This is a genomic window from Mycobacterium ahvazicum (genome assembly GCF_900176255.2).
In the GTDB taxonomy this organism is placed as follows: Bacteria; Actinomycetota; Actinomycetes; order Mycobacteriales; family Mycobacteriaceae; genus Mycobacterium; species Mycobacterium ahvazicum.
Genome location: NZ_FXEG02000002.1, coordinates 135,956 through 151,673 on the forward strand (window position 1 = coordinate 135,956; position 15,718 = coordinate 151,673).

The following is a 15,718-nucleotide window of genomic DNA, read 5'->3' on the forward strand; positions in this document are numbered from 1 at the left end:
AGGAGCGATCCGTGAGTAAAGTCCACCCCGATGCCGAGGCGGCGCTGCGGGACCTGCTGAAGGACGGAATCACCATTGCCGCAGGCGGATTCGGCTTGTGCGGTATCCCGGAGAATCTGATCCTGGCGCTGGTGGACAGCGGCGTCAAAGAGCTGACGATCGTCGGAAACAACGCCGGCGTCGACGATTTCGGCATGGGTCTGTTGCTCAAGGGGCGTCAGGTCAAGAAAGTTATTGCCTCCTACGTAGGAGAAAACAAGGAATTCGAGCGCCAGGTGCTGGCCGGTGAGCTAGACCTGTCGCTCACCCCGCAGGGCACCCTGGCCGAGAAGTTACGGGCCGGCGGCGCGGGGATTCCGGGTTTCTACACCCGCACCGCGTTCGGCACCCAACTCGCCGAAGGCAAGGACATGCGCGTCTTCGACGGCACCGAATACGTCCTGGAGGAAGGCATCCAGGCCGACGTCGCGATCGTCAAGGCGTGGAAGGGTGATACCGCCGGCAACCTGATCTATCGGAAGACGGCGCGCAACTTCAACCCGATGATCGCCACCTGCGGCAAGGTGACGGTTGCCGAGGTCGAGGAACTGGTCGAGGTCGGCGAGCTGGATCCCGATCAGATCCACACCCCCGGCATCTACGTCGACCGCATCATCGCGGGCCCCAGCTACGAGAAGCGGATCGAATTCCGCACCACCAGCGGCGCCGCCGCGGCCAAGCACGAGAGCCCCATCCGCGAGACCATGGCCAAGCGCGCCGCAAAGGAACTGCGCGACGGCTACTACGTGAACCTGGGCATCGGCATCCCGACGCTGGTCGCCAACTACATCCCCGACGGCATCAACGTGACGTTGCAGTCCGAGAACGGTCTGCTCGGCATCGGGGCCTATCCGGCCGACGACGAGGTGGATCCCGACTTGATCAACGCCGGGAAACAGACCATCACCACGATCAGCGGCTCCAGCTTCTTCAGCAGCGCCGACTCGTTCGCGATGATCCGCGGCGGGCACATCGACCTGTCCATCCTCGGCGGCCTGGAGGTGGCCGAGAACGGCGACCTGGCCAACTGGATGGTGCCCGGCAAGATGGTCAAGGGCCCGGGCGGTGCGATGGACCTGGTGTCCGGGGTCAAGCGGGTGATCGTCGTGATGGATCACACCGCCAAGGACGGCAGCCCGAAGATCCTCAAGCAATGCACGCTGCCGCTGACCGGGAAGGGCGTGGTGGACATGATCATCACCGACCTGTGCGTGTTCGACGTCGACCCGGAACGCGGGCTCACGCTGACCGAACTACATCCCGGGGTGACGGTCGACGACGTCCGTGCCAAGACCGGTTGCGATTTCGCCGTCGCCTGAACCCGCTTTGGCACGTCGTCGTGCCAGGTAGCCGCGCGTGGCAGCGATGAATGCCGGCAGCATCGAGACGAACAGGATGACCAGGATGATCTTTTCCAGGTTGTGGTGCACGAACGGCACGTTGCCCAGGAAGTAGCCGGCCACCGTCACGCCGCCGCCCCACAGCACCCCGCCGACGATGTCGAACGCCAGGTACACCGGATAGCGCATGTAGGACACCCCGGCCACCACCGGCGTGAACGTCCGGATGAACGGCATGAAGCGGGCCAGGATGATGGCCGCGGGTCCGTACTTCTCGAAGAAGGCGTGCGAGTCGGTCACGTAATGCTGCTTGAAGAACCGGGAATCTTCCTTCTTGAACAGCGCCGGCCCGATGCGGCGGCCGATGAAGTATCCGGTCTGGTCGCCCAGCACCGCCACCACGGCGACCGCCGGCGCCAGCACCCAGATGTTCAGCGTTCCGTGCGCGGCCAGCAGACCGCCGGTGAACAGCAGCGATTCGCCCGGAAGTAGCGGAAACAGCAATCCGGTCTCGACGAAGACGATGACCAAGATGGTCGGCAACACCGCGGAGGCGAACAGGCCTTGGGGCCCGATCCAGAACATCGGATCGATGATGTCGGGCAGGGCCACGACGGCGGTGCTCATGGTGCCTCAACATACCGGCCCCGAGGTGGGTGCCCGCCGTCAACGTCGGGTTGCGATACTGGGACAACTGAAGTCTTCAGGAGGAATTTCATGCCCATCGCAACCCCCGAGGTCTACGCCGAGATGCTGGGACGCGCCAAGGAGAACGCGTACGCATTCCCGGCCATCAACTGCACCTCGTCGGAAACCGTCAACGCCGCCATCAAGGGCTTCGCCGACGCCGGCAGCGACGGCATCATCCAGTTCTCCACGGGCGGTGCGGAGTTCGCCTCCGGACTCGGCGTCAAGGACATGGTCACCGGTGCGGTCGCGCTGGCCAAGTTCACCCACCACATCGCGTCCAAGTACCCGATCAACGTCGCGCTACACACCGACCACTGCCCGAAGGACAAGCTGGACACTTACGTGCGCCCGCTGCTGGACATCTCGGCCAAGCGCGTGGCGGCCGGCAAGAATCCGCTGTTCCAGTCGCACATGTGGGACGGCTCGGCGGTGCCGATCGACGAGAACCTCGTGATCGCGCAGGAGCTGCTCAAGGCGTCGGCTGCCGCCAAGATCATCCTGGAGATCGAGATCGGCGTGGTCGGCGGCGAGGAAGACGGCGTCGCCCACGAGATCAACGACAAGCTGTACACCACCCCGGAGGACTTCGAGAAGACCGTCGAGGCGCTGGGCACCGGGGAGCATGGCAAGTATCTGCTGGCCGCGACGTTCGGCAACGTGCACGGCGTCTACAAGCCCGGCAACGTCAAACTGCGCCCCGACATCCTGGATCAGGGCCAGAAGGTCGCGTCGGCCAAGCTCGGCCTGCCCGAGGGGTCCAAGCCGTTCGACTTCGTCTTCCACGGCGGTTCGGGCTCGCTGAAGTCGGAGATCGAGGAGGCGCTGCGCTACGGCGTGGTGAAGATGAACGTCGACACCGACACCCAGTACGCGTTCACCCGCCCGCTGGCCGGCCACATGTTCACCAACTACGACGGTGTGCTCAAGGTCGACGGCGAGGTCGGCAACAAGAAGGTCTACGACCCGCGCAGCTACCTCAAGAAGGCCGAAGCGTCGATGACCGAGCGCGTGATCGAGGCCTGCAACGACCTGCACTGCTCCGGAAAGTCAGTCAGCGCCTAGTCGATGTCGGGCCAGGTGCCCGGCTGGCCGGGCGCTCGACGCCGAACGGGCGGCTGGCCGGGCGCTCGGCGGGCGAGATGACTAGCCGCTGGGGGACTGGCAGATCTTCCACTGGTCGTCGCGGTATTGCAGGTCGAGGCTGCGCGTCGAGCGGACCTGCGGGTCGTAGGCCATGAAGGTGGTGACGTTGGCCTCGGCGTGCTGGCCGTTGACGACGATCTGGTCGATGCTGGCGATCACCGGATACTGTTTGGCCGCCGAAACCCGTTGGTAGGTCTCGTTCCACGAGTGCTCGTCGTAGTCGACGTAGCCGTCACGGGTGGTGCCGCAGGTGATGCTGCGCAGCTGGGTCAGGTCGCCGCGCTGCACCGCGGTGTCGAACGCGTGGATCGATTGGCGCACCATGTCTTCCTGCGAGACGTGCGAGTGCTTGCCGCGGGTCAACAGCACGGTGCCCAGGATGGCGATCGCCGCCAGGGCCAACACGATCACCGTGATCGCCAGCACCCAGCCCCAGTTGAAACCCCTGCCCGACGGCTGCGGCTTGGTGCCGTCGCGGCCCGGAATAGATTGCGGCACAGCAGGTTTCGGAGGCATCGGGGGCTGTCCAGGCAGTGGCGGCTGTCCCGGCGGGCCGGCCGGGGTCGAGAACACCTCCGTCGCGGGCTCCGGCGCGGTGTGGATGATCGCCGTTTCCTTCGCGTCGAAGCCCGGCGCGGTGAAGCGACGTTCGGGTTGTTGGTCGTCCGGATTGGCCGCGGGATCGGTGCCGGGATCGGGCTTGTCGATCACCACGGTCTCGGTCTCGGGATCGGGAGGAACCATCGGATGGGCCTCGGTTGCGTCGTCGGCCTGCTCCGCGGTCGGGTCCACACCCGGCGGGGTGCCGCGGTCGGGCTCCGGTGGGTTAGGCATGAGTGGGAGCTTAGTCATCCGCGGCGGGACGGCAGAATAGAACGCATGACACCAATGGGTGATCTCCTGGGACCCGATCCGATCCTGCTACCCGGCGACAGCGAAGCCGAAGCCGAACTGCTCGCCAACGAGCATCCGGGCATCGTCGCGGCGGCGCATCCGTCGGCGTCGGTGGCCTGGGCGGCGCTGGCCGAGGAGGCATTGGCCGACGACCGGGCCATCACCGCGTACGCGTACGCCCGGACCGGCTACCACCGCGGCCTGGACCAATTGCGCCGCAACGGCTGGAAGGGCTTTGGCCCGGTGCCCTATTCGCACGAGCCCAACCGCGGCTTCCTGCGCTGTGTGGCCGCGTTGGCCAAGGCCGCCGACACGATCGGCGAGACCGACGAGCTGAACCGCTGCCTGGACCTGCTCGACGACTGCGACCCGGCCGCCCGCAAAGAGCTGGGCCTCTAGCAGTTCTCCGAGCAGTCGCTGTCGCGGCTCTCCACCTGCACGGTGGCGTGCTCGAGCCCGCGCTCGTGCAGCACCTCACGCGCGTCGCTGAGCACGGCGGTGGAGTCGGTGGAGCTGATCAGGTGCACGGTGCACATGTCCTTGCCCGGGGATAGCGTCCAGACGTGCAGGTCGTGCACCTCGGTCACGCCGTCGACGGCACCCAGGGCCGACCGCAGCTCCTCGACGTCGATGTGGGCCGGTGACGCCTCGGACAGGATCCGCAGCGCGGCGCGCGCCAGCGAGAATGCGCGGGGCAGCACCCAGAGGGCCACCAGCACGGCGACCACGACGTCGGCGTACGGCCAGTGCGTCGTGACGGTCACGACACCGGCGATCAGCACGCCCAGGCTGCCGACCGTGTCGGCGATCACCTCCATGTAGGCGCCCTTGACGGCCAGGCTGCCCTCGGAGTGCGACCGCAGCAGCATCGCGACCACGAAGTTGGCGATCAGCCCGGCCAGCGCCACGACGATCATCGGTATACCGGGGACATCCGCTCCGGTACCCAGTCGCTCGATCGCCTCGTAGAGGATGAACGTCGCCACGCCGACCAACAGCACCGCGTTGGCCACCGCGGTGAACACCTCGGCGCGGTGCCAGCCGTAAGTGCGATTCGGCGACGTGCTGCCGCGCTTGGCCAGGATCACCGCTCCCAGCCCCATGAACACCGCGACGACGTCGGTCAGCATGTGCCCGGCATCTGCCAGCAGCGCAAGGGAATTGATCAGCAGCGAGGTGGTCAGCTCGATTACGAAGAACGTCGCCAAAATCCCGGCGGCCATGATCATGCGGGGGATCATCCGAGACGCGTCGGCCTCGGCGGGGGTGTGACTGTGTCCTGCGCCCATGGCCAACAATATATGCGCGGCAACGCATATATTGCAAGACCTAGAACCAGCGGCTCCAGAAGCGGGTCAGCGAGTTGCCGGCGCTGGCCAGCAGGTGCGGCACCCCGGAGAAGTCGAAGAGCCAGTCCACGACCGCGAACAGCCACTGGTTGACTGCGGGCGCCAGCAGCAGGAACAGCAGAATGAACACGCCATACTGCTTGGCCGGCGCCACGGCGCGCTGCGTCTCCGGGCTCAGATGAGGTTCCAGGGCGTCATAGCCGTCCAGCCCGGGGACGGGCAGCAGGTTCAGCACCACCGCCATGATCTGTAGGAGGCCCAGAAACGCCACGCCCGCCCACAGCACCCAGTGCTCCGGGTCGAAGAACAGCCGGGTCAGCGTCAGCAGCAGCACCGCCAGCACCAGGTTGGCGGCCGGGCCGGCCAGGCTGACCAGGGTGCGGCGCGCCGGCGACATGAACCAGGTGCGCACATACACCGCGGCGCCGGGCAGGCCGATCCCACCGAGCGCGATGAACACCATCGGCAGCAGCAGCGACAGCCCGGGATGGGCGTAGCGCCGCGGGTCCAGCGTCAGGTAGCCGCGGACCTCCTCGTCGTGGTCGCCGAACCGCCACGCGGTCGCCGCATGGCCGAATTCGTGTAGGCACAACGAAACCAGCCAGCCGGCGACCACGAAGATGAACACCCCGGCGTAGGACATCGGCTTCACGGTCGTCCCGGACAGCCAGGCCAGCACACCGCCGACGGCTGTCAATGCGACCAGTGCCAAGAAGATTGGGCTCGGCCGCACCGATGCGTGCCCGTGTGAGTCCACCGGTCGAAACTACCGGACCAGCAACCAGCCTTCGACGTGACGGTAGAAGGTCGATCGCCTGGCCGGGCGGGGCGCGGCGACACCGTCGCGCACCACCAGCACGCCGGTGCTGCCCAACTGGACGGCGCGCCCGGCCACCCAGCGACGCCAGCGTCCGTGCACCGCGGCGCGCAACCCCGGCACCGCGAGCGTCGGCTCGATGTACGCGCCGGTGATGTGGCCGTCGAACAGCTGCGTGTCGTCGACGACGGCCTCGCCGTGGATGTGCCGTCGGTCGCCGGGTGGTTGCCAGCCGGCGCGGCCGACGATCACCGCGCCGGTCTCGTCGCGTACCAAGGTGACTCGCCCGGATGTGCCGCGCCGGGCCCGACGGACCGCTCGTCGTCCCACCGGCAAGCGGTAGACGCGGGTGGCGCGGGTGCGGCGACGCGGCACGTAGGCCACTTCGACGTCGAGTCGCCCGGCGCGCAGCAGCCGGTTCAGCACGGCGGCCAGTTCGGCGTCGGCGCCGAGCACGATCAGCCGTCGATAGGGCCCGATCGCGGCGTCGATGTCGGCCGGGTCCTCGACCCGATGAACGGGCAGCCCGTGCAGCGGACCAGGCAGTCGCCGGTCGCCGAACCACAACACGGCCATGTCGGCCGTGTCCGTGGCGATATTCATGGGCTCCTCGCGACCTGCTGGGCTCGAGCAAATTTGCCCGGTTCCTCAGCGGGCCGAAAGACGCCCGCATCGTCACCGGACTAAGGTAAGTCCCCGGCTGGACCACAATAAGCAGGCGAGACCAGGCGGGAGCATGTCATGCCGGCAATCGTCCTCATCGGCGCCCAATGGGGCGACGAGGGCAAAGGTAAGGCCACTGACCTGCTCGGTGGGCGCGTGCAGTGGGTGGTGCGTTACCAGGGTGGCAACAACGCCGGGCACACCGTCGTCTTGCCCACCGGGGAAAACTTTGCGCTACATCTGATCCCGTCGGGCGTGCTGACGCCCGGCGTCACCAATGTCATCGGCAATGGCGTGGTGATCGATCCCGGCGTGCTGCTCGACGAGCTCAAGGGCCTGGAGGATCGCGGTGTCGACACCACCAAACTGCTGATCTCCGCCGACGCGCATTTGCTGTTGCCCTACCACGTGGCCATCGACAAGGTCACCGAGCGCTACATGGGCAACAAGAAGATCGGCACCACCGGCCGCGGCATCGGACCGTGCTATCAGGACAAGATCGCCCGTCAGGGCATCCGGGCCGCCGACGTGCTCGATCCCGAGCAGCTGGCCCAAAAGGTCGAGGGCGCCCTGGAACTCAAGAACCAGATCCTGGTCAAGATCTACAACCGTAAGGCGCTGGATCCGCGGCAGGTGGTCGATGCCCTGCTGAAACAGGCCGAGGGTTTCCAGCACCGCATCCGCGACACCCGGCTGCTGCTCAACACCGCGCTGGAGGCCGGCGAGACCGTCCTGCTAGAGGGCTCGCAGGGCACGCTGCTCGACGTCGACCACGGCACGTATCCCTATGTGACGTCCTCGAATCCGACCGCGGGCGGCGCGGCCGTCGGGTCCGGCATCGGCCCGACCCGGATCACCACGGTGCTGGGAATTCTCAAGGCCTACACGACGCGGGTGGGTTCGGGCCCGTTCCCGACCGAATTGTTCGACGAGAGCGGCGAATACCTGTCCAAGACCGGCGGTGAATTCGGGGTCACCACCGGGCGCCGGCGGCGCACCGGCTGGTTCGACGCCGTCATCGCCCGCTACGCGACCCGGGTCAACGGCATCACCGACTACTTCCTGACCAAGCTCGACGTGCTGTCCAGCCTGGAAACCGTGCCGGTGTGCGTCGGCTACCGCGTCGACGGCGTGCAGACCGACGAAATGCCGATGACGCAAACCGATTTGCACCGCGCCGAGCCGATTTACGAAGAGCTGCCCGGCTGGTGGGAAGACATCTCGGCGGCCCGCGAGTTCGACGACCTGCCCGCCAAGGCGCGTGACTACGTGCTGCGTCTGGAAGAGCTTGCCGGAGCACATGTTTCGTGCATCGGAGTCGGGCCGGGACGGGATCAGACCATCGTGCGCCGCGACGTCCTGGCGGCGCACTAGTGAGCGATCCCGATCCAAAAGAACTCGATCCCGAATACGAACACCACGGCGGTTTTCCCGAATACGGCCCGGCCACCCCGGGCCCGGGTTTCGGCCGGTTCGTGGCGGCCATGCGCCGGCTGCAGGACCTCGCTGTCTCCGCCGACCCGGCCGACGCCATCTGGGACGACGCGGCCGATCGGGTGGTTGCGCTGACGGAGTTGCTGGGGCCGTTTCAGGCCCAGGTGGAAGGTCAGGCGCCGGCGGGCCGCACGCCTGGTCTGCCCGGCATGGGCAGCTTGCTGCTGCCGCCGTGGACCTTGACGCGCTATTCGCCCGACGGCGTCGAAATGACGGGCCATTTCACTCGTTTCCACGTGGGCGGCAACTACGCGGTGCACGGCGGTGTGCTGCCGTTGTTGTTTGACCACATGTTCGGGATGATCTCGCACGCCGCGGGACGTCCGATCAGCCGCACGGCCTTTCTGCACGTCGACTACCGCAAGGTCACGCCGACCGACGTGCCGTTGCTGGTGCGCGGGCGAGTGACCAGCACCGAGGGCCGCAAGGCGTTCGTCTCCGCCGAATTGGTCGACGGTGACGAGACGCTGCTGGCCGAGGGCAACGGCCTGATGGTGCGGTTATTGCCCGGTCAGCCCTGACGCGCGCCCGTAGCATGCACTTGTGACCGAAGGACGACGCGAGACCGCAGGGGTGCCCCGGGTGTTGTTGCTGGGTTCCGGCGAACTCAGCCGCGAGCTGACGACCGCGCTGCGCCGCCTGGGCGCGGAGGTTCACGAGCACTCGGACATGGACACCGTGTCGGGGGTGATCGACCGGCTGCAACCCGACGTCGTGGTGACCGCCGCCAGCCCGGTCTCCGTCCCGGCGCTCGAGGCGCTCGCGGCCCGCTCCGACAACGACGGCATCGAATTGGTGCCTAACCTGCGCACCGTCCGGTTGACCAACGACCGGGAGGGCCTGCGCAGGCTGGCCGCCGACCAGCTGGGTCTGCCCACCGCGCCGTTCTGGTTCGCCGGCTCGCTCGACGACCTCAAGGCGGTGGCCGCACACGGCGGCTATCCGTTGCTGGTCGAGCCGCTGGGCGGGACGGCCGGGCGCTCGATGGTGTCCGGCCCCGACGACATCGAGCCCGTGTGGCGGCGGGCGACGGGGCAGGCCGAGCAGCCGCGCGTGTTGGCCGAAACGGTGGTGGAGGTCGAGTTTTACGTCACGCTGCTCGCAATCCGCAGCGAGGGTCCGAGCGGGCCGGTGATCGAGTTCTGTTCGCCGATCGGGCACCGTCGCGCCGAACCCGACGTGCTGGAATCCTGGCAGCCCCAGCATTTGAATCCGGCGGCCCTCGATGCCGCCAAATCGATCGCCGCGCGCATCGTCAAGGCGCTCGGCGGCCGCGGCGTGTTCGGTGTCGAATTGATGGTCAACGGCGACGAGGTGTACTTCTCCGACGTGAGCGCCGTTCTGCCGCATAGTGTCTGGGTGACCGTGCGCAGCCAGCGGATTTCGGCATTCGAGTTGCAGGCCCGGGCGATTCTCGGCTTGCCGGTGGATGTCCTGATGATTTCACCGGCCGCCGCGCGCACGAGTCACCCGGCGCCCACCGCCGAGGCACTGACCGCGGCGCTGGCCGTGCCGGAAAGCGACCTTCGCATCTTCGATCCGGGGCCGGGACCGCGGCGTGGGGTCGCGCTGGCCACCGCGCCGGATGTGGCATCCGCCCGCGACCGGGCCCGCGACGTGGCCACCGCGGCGGCCAAGGGACGTTAACTAGACTCACGAGAATGAGTTACGCAGGAGATATCACGCCGCTTGAGGCATGGAAGTTGCTCAGCGACAACCCGCAGGCGGTCTTGGTCGACGTGCGCACCGATGCCGAATGGCGGTTCGTCGGGGTGCCGGACTTGTCGAGCCTTAACCGCGACGCGGTCTTCATCGAGTGGAACACCTCGACCGGGCACAACAACAACTTCCTGGCCGAACTGAAGGACAAGCTTCCCGCGCAGGCGGGACCGGTGGTCTTCCTGTGCCGCTCCGGCAACCGCTCGATCGGTGCCGCCGAGACCGCGACCGAGGCGGGTATCGAGCCGTCCTACAACATCCTCGACGGTTTCGAGGGCAACCTCGACGCTCAGGGACATCGAGGTGAAACCGGTTGGCGGGCAGTCGGACTGCCCTGGAAGCAGCAATGACCCGCATCGACGACGATGATGCCGGCGCAGCCGGGATCAAGGAGCGACGGTAATGAACAATGTTCCGTCGGTTCGCATTCCGAAGGCACTGCCCGACGGCGTCGGCCAAGCCACCATCGGCGTGCGCGGGGGGCTGTTACGGTCCGAGTTCGACGAGACCGCCGAGGGGATGTTCTTGACCTCGGGCTACGTCTACCCGTCGGCGGCGGCGGCCGAGCAGGCGTTCTCCGGCGAGCTGGACCGCTTTGTGTATTCGCGCTACGGCAACCCGACCGTGTCGATGTTCGAGGAACGGCTGCGGCTGATCGAGGATGCGCCGGCGGCGTTCGCGACGGCCAGTGGCATGGCCGCGGTATTCACCTCGCTGGGCGCGCTGCTGGGCGCCGGCGACCGATTGGTGGCCGCCCGCAGCCTGTTCGGATCGTGCTTCGTGGTGTGCAACGAGATCCTGCCGCGCTGGGGTGTGGAGACCGTCTTCGTCGACGGCGACGACCTCGCCCAGTGGGAACAGGCGCTATCGGTGCCCACCCAGGCGGTGTTCTTCGAGACGCCGTCGAACCCGATGCAGTCGCTGGTGGATATCGCCGCGGTGACCGAGCTTGCGCATGCTGCGGGTGCAAAAGTGGTGCTGGACAACGTCTTTGCCACTCCGCTTCTGCAGCAAGGCTTTCCGCTCGGGGTTGACGTGGTGGTGTACTCCGGCACCAAGCACATCGACGGCCAGGGCCGAGTGCTCGGTGGTGCCATCCTCGGCGATCGCGAATACATCGACGGCCCGGTGCAGAAGCTGATGCGGCACACCGGCCCGGCCATGAGTGCCTTCAACGCCTGGGTGCTGCTGAAAGGCCTTGAGACACTGTCGGTTCGGGTAAATTACAGCAATGCCTCGGCGCAGCGGATCGCGGAGTTCCTGCAAGAGCATCCGGCGGTGAGTTGGGTGCGCTACCCGTTCCTGACATCGCACCCGCAGTACGACCTGGCCAAGCGTCAGATGTCCGGTGGCGGAACGGTGCTCACCTTCGAGCTCAACGCCCCCGGCGGCGCCAAGGAGCGGGCCTTCGAAGTACTGGACAAGCTGCGGCTGATCGACATCTCGAACAATCTCGGTGACGCCAAATCGCTTGTCACACATCCGGCTACGACCACACACCGGGCGATGGGGCCGGAAGGGCGCGCCGCGATCGGCCTCGGTGACGGCGTCGTCCGCATCTCGGTCGGCCTGGAGGACACCGACGACCTGATCGCCGACATCGACCAAGCCCTGAGCTAGCCGGCTCTCTGCTCGGCGGTCTGGCGTTCGGCTTCGGTCATCGCTTCTTGCGTTTGTGCTTCCATCCAGTTCGTCACGACTCGGGCGTACATCATCTGGTTGGTGATGGCCATCTGGCTGCGCCCGTCGCCCAGGAAGGTGATGAACCAGGCGATCACGGTGGTGAACCGGTTCTTGAAGCCGACGAGGTAGAGCAGGTGCAACCCCAGCCACGCCAGCCAGGCGATGAAGCCGCCGAACTCGAGCTTGCCGACCTGCGCGACGGCACTGAATCGCGAGATGGTGGCCATGCTGCCCTTGTCGAAGTAGTCGAAGGGCTTGCGGTTTGCCGGATCGTCGGTGCCCTTGACCATGTGCTTGATCAACGTCGCCGCGTAATGCGCGCCCTGAATCGCGCCCTGGGCCATCCCGGGCACGTCGGGCACCGACATCAGGTCCCCGACCACGAAGACGTTCGGGTGGCCTTTGATGGTCAGGTCGGGCTCGACGACCACCCGTCCGGCCCGGTCGACCTCGGTGCCGTCGGACTGGTCGGCGAGGATCTTGCCCAGCGAGCTGGCCTGCACGCCCGCCGCCCACACCTTGCACGCGCATTCGATGCGCCGCTTCGTGCCGTCCTTCTCCTTGATCGTGAGGCCCATGTAGTCCACGTCATCGACCATCGCGTTGAGCTGGACTTCGACCCCCATCTTTTCCAGCCGCTGCTGTGCCTTGAGGCCCAGCTTCTCGCCCATCGGCGGCAAGACCGCGGGCGCGGCGTCGAGCAGGATCACCCGGCAATCGCGGGGCTCGATGGTGCGAAACGCTTGCTTGAGGGTGCGGTGGGCGAGCTCCTTGATCTGGCCCGCCACCTCGACACCGGTGGGTCCCGCGCCGACGACGACGAAGGTCAGCCGGCGTTGCCGCTCGACGGGATCGTGGGTGAACTCGGCGGCCTCGAACGCACCGAGGATCCGGCCGCGCAGCTCGAGGGCGTCGTCGATGGTCTTCATGCCGGGCGCGTACGTCGCGAACTGGTCGTTGCCGAAGTAGGACTGCTGGGCACCGGCCGCCACGATCAGGCTGTCGAACGGTGTCACCGTCTCCATGCCCATCAGCTTCGACGTCACGGTGCCGGCGGTCAGGTTGATGTCGTAGACCTCGCCCAGCAGCACCTGCACGTTCTTCTGCCGCTGCAGGATCAGCCGGGTCGCGGGCGCGATCTCGCCTTCGGACAAGATGCCGGTGGCCACCTGATAGAGCAGCGGCTGGAACAGGTGAGTGGTCGTCTTGGAGATCAGGGTGACGTCGACGTCGGCGCGCTTGAGCGCCTTGGCCGCATTGAGCCCCCCGAACCCGCTTCCGATGACGACGACGCGATGGCGCGACATGATTCTCCTTCAGGTCCTGTGATCCGTCTGGCTCCTACAGTCTCCGCAGCGCATCTCCACCGTACGACTTCGGCGGGATGAACGTTGGGTGTGGCCGCAGGGTTGCTGGTGCCGGCGCCGTCGCGCCGCCGCCAAGAGAGACCGGTTCGGACCTTGATCTGTTGCCTACACTGCCGTCGGCCAGGGCCGCGGTGCCCTAATGGGTGGCATTCCAATGCGAGCTCCGATCACCGCTGTGTCACTCGGACCAGTTCGGCGTGCTCCAGCACCTGCATCGCCTCGTCTACCACCGCGTAGAGCTGCTCCGCCGGCCGTGACACCTTGTTGGCGCCGCGGTGCCGGTGCAGGAGCCCGCTGACAAGCTGTAGTCCTGCGCGGCGCGCGACATCCGCGTCATCGCCAATCGCGAACGGCCGCCGATCCACCGAGTAGTGTCCGTCCCAGCGGCCTGTTCAGGAGAGATCAATGAAGCAATTTGGCTTGGTCGGAACGGTTGTCGCGCTTTCGGTCGGCGCACTGATTGCCTCGGCGCCCCCGGCCGGCGCCGGCTGCCAGTTGGGCGGCGTCGTACTCAGTAAGTGCGACGGACCCGTCCAGCCCGACGGCACCTGGCAACGCTGCGTCGTGTTTCCCCCGGCCGGCGGGCGTGACGGTTCTCCCGTTTACGTCGCCAACACGAATTGCCAGACGTTGGGTCCCGACCAACATCCGGCTGGCGTCGCGTTCACTGACCCACCGACGCACATCGACGACTAGGACCCCGGCGCTCGGCTGCTGACGGGAGCGCCGTCTCCCGTATTTCCCGGACAGTTGGCCTACTTTCACGCCACGTTGAAAAGAGTCTCAACGCAAGGGGAATTTCACGCTACAATGAAACTCTTATGCCGAACAGATCGATAACCCCGGGGCCCCGAGATGAACGGGGGGTGCTCGCGGCGCGGATCACGGCGGCCGCTCGCGACGAGTTTGCCCAGCACGGCTGGGCGGGCACCACGATCCGCGCGGTCGCACGGGGGGCCGACGTCGACCCGGCGCTGGTCTACCACTACTTCGGGTCCAAGGAAGGTCTGCTGGACGCGGCGACGAACCCGCCGCAAAAGTTCCTGGAGAATGTCGCCAAGGTGTGGACCACGCCCGTCGATCAGCTGGGTGTCGCGCTGATCACCTTGTTGCTGGGGGCTTGGGCCGACGACGAAGTAGCGCCCACCTTGCGGGCCATCCTGCAGACCGCCGCGCACGAACCGGCCACCCACGAGAAGCTGCGCCGGATCGTCGAGGGCAGCCTGATGGGTGTATCGAACCTCGGTGTCGACGAACGCGACCGGATGATCCGCAGCGGGCTTGTCTCGACACAGATGATGGGGTTCGCGCTGATGCGCTACATCTGGAGGATCGAGCCGATCGCATCGATGACCGAAGGCGAAGCGATCGCGGCGATCGCCCCCAATCTGCAGCACTACGTCAGTGGTGACCTGACGGCGTGACCGGGCCGGGCCGTTCTCACGGGCCTCAGAACTACCTCATAAGCCCTGCCCAGCTGCGGCTGCCATCGTCTGACCATGAAGCACGTTGCGCCATATGCGATTATCGGCGTCCTTGCGGCCACCGGATCGGCACTGACCGCGCCGGCGGCGAAGGCTGACATCTCGCTGTATCGCCGACCGGGATGCTGGGGCGCCATCGCGGCGTCGCAGTCGACCGGCGAAGAATCAATCCGCACCGGCTACCCGACTCAGCAAAAGGCCGAGGACGCGGCCGTGATGTGGTGCGACGTGATCGGGAAAACCAACGACTGCCAGGTGGTCATCTCGGGGTTGGGCTGTCTGTCGATCGCGGAGAGCCCCGACGGGAAAATCCTGGCGGGGCGCCAGGCCTTCACCCAAGACGCCGCCGATGCCGCGGCGCGCGACGGCGCGGGGCCGGGTTCGATCATCGACCTCGACGGCTGCAGCGGCTGGTGAGTACCCGGCTCACGGCCACGGCGAGGCGGAGCTCTTGTAGTTCCCGTTGAGCGCGGTGCAGAAGTCGGAGTTCGTGCCGGCGAGCAACACGATGAAGTCGCCGCCCTTGTCGTTGAATGTCTGTGGTGGATAAGCCCATCCGCTGTTGCACATCTGGGTGGGGCTGCCCATCGATGGCCGGCGCCAGTTGGACATCTCGCACGCTTTCATGGCGGCGACGTCCGGGTAGGCGCTCTTGGCGATTACGAGCATCGCGCCTCCCCATTTCCCGTCGTTGCGGCGATAGCCGCGCGCGCCGAACCCGGCGTTGTTCTTCTGGCACCCCAGCGCGCGCTGCAGCGCCATGAACGGCAGGGCGAGGTCGCGATCACTGATACCGGCTGCGGCAGCGATGAATTGCGCCGCGTCGGGACCGTCGACTTCTTGGACGTTCGGATCGTTGAGGCTCTTGAGTTGCTGCGACATCTGCGACGCGGCGCCCCCGCCGCCGATGATCGGTCCGCCGTTGGTGGCTGTCATGGGCGGCAGTGTGCCGGTGGGATCGGCGACGGCGGTCGGCACCGCCAACGCGTTCAGCGCCAGCATGCACGCGATAGCGAGAATCCGCATACCTCAAACT

General features: G+C 66.8%; 19 protein-coding genes. 11 read left to right on the forward strand and 8 right to left on the reverse strand.

Features of this window, described 5'->3' with window-relative positions; genetic code table 11:
* Positions 1–11: 11 nt before the first annotated feature.
* Complete coding sequence (locus MAAFP003_RS29870; RefSeq protein ID WP_096284245.1) at positions 12–1,358, forward strand: 3-oxoacid CoA-transferase; 1,347 nt, start codon at positions 12–14, stop codon at positions 1,356–1,358.
* Here the strand turns inward: MAAFP003_RS29870 and MAAFP003_RS02780 are convergent.
* A complete protein-coding gene (locus MAAFP003_RS02780) occupies positions 1,293–2,006 on the reverse strand; it encodes a DedA family protein (protein ID WP_096284247.1) in 714 nt (237 codons plus the stop codon). The two genes, MAAFP003_RS29870 and MAAFP003_RS02780, sit on opposite strands and share 66 nt — an antisense overlap.
* Between MAAFP003_RS02780 and fbaA the strand changes: the two genes are divergently transcribed.
* The gene (gene fbaA / locus MAAFP003_RS02785) at positions 1,944–3,131 is read left to right on the forward strand and encodes a class II fructose-bisphosphate aldolase (RefSeq protein ID WP_279304346.1); all 1,188 of its coding nucleotides are present in this window, start codon (positions 1,944–1,946) and stop codon (positions 3,129–3,131) included. The genes MAAFP003_RS02780 and fbaA overlap by 63 nt on opposite strands.
* 81 nt (positions 3,132–3,212) lie before the next feature.
* Here the strand turns inward: fbaA and MAAFP003_RS02790 are convergent, their stop codons facing one another.
* Positions 3,213–4,046, reverse strand: coding sequence for an Rv0361 family membrane protein (locus tag MAAFP003_RS02790; RefSeq protein ID WP_096284251.1), 834 nt, complete (start codon positions 4,044–4,046; stop codon positions 3,213–3,215).
* Between the two features lie 45 nt (positions 4,047–4,091).
* Between MAAFP003_RS02790 and MAAFP003_RS02795 the strand changes: the two genes are divergently transcribed.
* Positions 4,092–4,505 (forward strand): DUF3151 domain-containing protein, encoded by a 414-nt coding sequence (locus MAAFP003_RS02795; protein WP_096284253.1) that lies wholly within the window; start codon positions 4,092–4,094, stop codon positions 4,503–4,505.
* Here the strand turns inward: MAAFP003_RS02795 and MAAFP003_RS02800 are convergent.
* From MAAFP003_RS02800 to MAAFP003_RS02810, 3 genes are read right to left on the reverse strand one after another with little or no spacing between them, the layout of a single operon-like run.
* A complete protein-coding gene (locus MAAFP003_RS02800) occupies positions 4,502–5,395 on the reverse strand; it encodes a cation diffusion facilitator family transporter (protein WP_096284255.1) in 894 nt (297 codons plus the stop codon). The two genes, MAAFP003_RS02795 and MAAFP003_RS02800, sit on opposite strands and share 4 nt — an antisense overlap.
* Before the next feature lie 40 nt (positions 5,396–5,435).
* Positions 5,436–6,212, reverse strand: coding sequence for a site-2 protease family protein (locus tag MAAFP003_RS02805; protein WP_096284257.1), 777 nt, complete (start codon positions 6,210–6,212; stop codon positions 5,436–5,438).
* A gap of 9 nt (positions 6,213–6,221) precedes the next feature.
* Positions 6,222–6,875, reverse strand: coding sequence for a peptidase M50 (locus MAAFP003_RS02810; RefSeq protein ID WP_207768445.1), 654 nt, complete (start codon positions 6,873–6,875; stop codon positions 6,222–6,224).
* Between the two features lie 138 nt (positions 6,876–7,013).
* On the opposite strand from MAAFP003_RS02810, the gene MAAFP003_RS02815 reads away from it, so the two are divergent.
* From MAAFP003_RS02815 to MAAFP003_RS02835, 5 genes are read left to right on the forward strand one after another with little or no spacing between them, the layout of a single operon-like run.
* Positions 7,014–8,309 (forward strand): adenylosuccinate synthase, encoded by a 1,296-nt coding sequence (locus MAAFP003_RS02815; RefSeq protein ID WP_096284259.1) that lies wholly within the window; start codon positions 7,014–7,016, stop codon positions 8,307–8,309.
* Positions 8,309–8,950: a PaaI family thioesterase gene (locus MAAFP003_RS02820; RefSeq protein WP_096284261.1), complete on the forward strand. Its 642-nt coding sequence runs from the start codon at positions 8,309–8,311 to the stop codon at positions 8,948–8,950. The genes MAAFP003_RS02815 and MAAFP003_RS02820 overlap by 1 nt, the downstream gene beginning before the upstream one ends.
* A 22-nt stretch (positions 8,951–8,972) precedes the next feature.
* The gene (locus tag MAAFP003_RS02825; protein ID WP_243393747.1) at positions 8,973–10,076 is read left to right on the forward strand and encodes an ATP-grasp domain-containing protein; all 1,104 of its coding nucleotides are present in this window, start codon (positions 8,973–8,975) and stop codon (positions 10,074–10,076) included.
* Positions 10,077–10,090: 14 nt separating this feature from the next.
* Positions 10,091–10,498, forward strand: a complete 408-nt coding sequence (locus MAAFP003_RS02830) for a rhodanese-like domain-containing protein (protein WP_096284263.1) — start codon at positions 10,091–10,093, stop codon at positions 10,496–10,498.
* A 52-nt stretch (positions 10,499–10,550) separates the two neighbouring features.
* Positions 10,551–11,768: an O-succinylhomoserine sulfhydrylase gene (locus MAAFP003_RS02835; protein WP_096284265.1), complete on the forward strand. Its 1,218-nt coding sequence runs from the start codon at positions 10,551–10,553 to the stop codon at positions 11,766–11,768.
* Here MAAFP003_RS02835 and MAAFP003_RS02840 read toward each other — a convergent pair.
* Together MAAFP003_RS02840 and MAAFP003_RS02845 are read right to left on the reverse strand one after the other, a co-directional pair.
* A complete protein-coding gene (locus MAAFP003_RS02840) occupies positions 11,765–13,138 on the reverse strand; it encodes an NAD(P)/FAD-dependent oxidoreductase (protein WP_096284267.1) in 1,374 nt (457 codons plus the stop codon). The genes MAAFP003_RS02835 and MAAFP003_RS02840 overlap by 4 nt on opposite strands.
* Positions 13,139–13,365: 227 nt before the next feature.
* Positions 13,366–13,563: a hypothetical protein gene (locus MAAFP003_RS02845; protein WP_096284269.1), complete on the reverse strand. Its 198-nt coding sequence runs from the start codon at positions 13,561–13,563 to the stop codon at positions 13,366–13,368.
* A 40-nt stretch (positions 13,564–13,603) separates the two neighbouring features.
* Here MAAFP003_RS02845 and MAAFP003_RS02850 point away from each other — a divergent pair, with 40 nt between their 5' ends.
* From MAAFP003_RS02850 to MAAFP003_RS02860, 3 genes are all read left to right on the forward strand, one after another.
* Complete coding sequence (locus tag MAAFP003_RS02850; protein ID WP_096284270.1) at positions 13,604–13,894, forward strand: CDGP domain-containing protein; 291 nt, start codon at positions 13,604–13,606, stop codon at positions 13,892–13,894.
* A 125-nt stretch (positions 13,895–14,019) separates the two neighbouring features.
* The gene (locus tag MAAFP003_RS02855; RefSeq protein WP_207768446.1) at positions 14,020–14,622 is read left to right on the forward strand and encodes a TetR/AcrR family transcriptional regulator; all 603 of its coding nucleotides are present in this window, start codon (positions 14,020–14,022) and stop codon (positions 14,620–14,622) included.
* 75 nt (positions 14,623–14,697) lie between these two features.
* Positions 14,698–15,099: a DUF4189 domain-containing protein gene (locus tag MAAFP003_RS02860; protein ID WP_096284274.1), complete on the forward strand. Its 402-nt coding sequence runs from the start codon at positions 14,698–14,700 to the stop codon at positions 15,097–15,099.
* A gap of 9 nt (positions 15,100–15,108) precedes the next feature.
* Here the strand turns inward: MAAFP003_RS02860 and MAAFP003_RS02865 are convergent, their stop codons facing one another.
* Positions 15,109–15,708, reverse strand: coding sequence for a hypothetical protein (locus tag MAAFP003_RS02865; protein ID WP_096284276.1), 600 nt, complete (start codon positions 15,706–15,708; stop codon positions 15,109–15,111).
* Positions 15,709–15,718: the final 10 nt, after the last annotated feature.

Excerpts from the sequence above, each read along its gene's own strand:
- MAAFP003_RS02780 (WP_096284247.1), bottom strand. The coding sequence starts at position 2,006 with ATGAGCACCGCCGTCGTGGCCCTGCCCGACATCATCGATCCGATGTTC.
- MAAFP003_RS02790 (WP_096284251.1), bottom strand. The coding sequence starts at position 4,046 with ATGCCTAACCCACCGGAGCCCGACCGCGGCACCCCGCCGGGTGTGGAC.
- MAAFP003_RS02795 (WP_096284253.1), top strand. The coding sequence starts at position 4,092 with ATGACACCAATGGGTGATCTCCTGGGACCCGATCCGATCCTGCTACCC.
- MAAFP003_RS02800 (WP_096284255.1), bottom strand. The coding sequence starts at position 5,395 with ATGGGCGCAGGACACAGTCACACCCCCGCCGAGGCCGACGCGTCTCGG.
- MAAFP003_RS02810 (WP_207768445.1), bottom strand. The coding sequence starts at position 6,875 with ATGAATATCGCCACGGACACGGCCGACATGGCCGTGTTGTGGTTCGGC.
- MAAFP003_RS02815 (WP_096284259.1), top strand. The coding sequence starts at position 7,014 with ATGCCGGCAATCGTCCTCATCGGCGCCCAATGGGGCGACGAGGGCAAA.
- MAAFP003_RS02830 (WP_096284263.1), top strand. The coding sequence starts at position 10,091 with ATGAGTTACGCAGGAGATATCACGCCGCTTGAGGCATGGAAGTTGCTC.
- MAAFP003_RS02835 (WP_096284265.1), top strand. The coding sequence starts at position 10,551 with ATGAACAATGTTCCGTCGGTTCGCATTCCGAAGGCACTGCCCGACGGC.
- MAAFP003_RS02840 (WP_096284267.1), bottom strand. The coding sequence starts at position 13,138 with ATGTCGCGCCATCGCGTCGTCGTCATCGGAAGCGGGTTCGGGGGGCTC.
- MAAFP003_RS02850 (WP_096284270.1), top strand. The coding sequence starts at position 13,604 with ATGAAGCAATTTGGCTTGGTCGGAACGGTTGTCGCGCTTTCGGTCGGC.
- MAAFP003_RS02855 (WP_207768446.1), top strand. The coding sequence starts at position 14,020 with ATGCCGAACAGATCGATAACCCCGGGGCCCCGAGATGAACGGGGGGTG.
- MAAFP003_RS02860 (WP_096284274.1), top strand. The coding sequence starts at position 14,698 with ATGAAGCACGTTGCGCCATATGCGATTATCGGCGTCCTTGCGGCCACC.
- MAAFP003_RS02865 (WP_096284276.1), bottom strand. The coding sequence starts at position 15,708 with ATGCGGATTCTCGCTATCGCGTGCATGCTGGCGCTGAACGCGTTGGCG.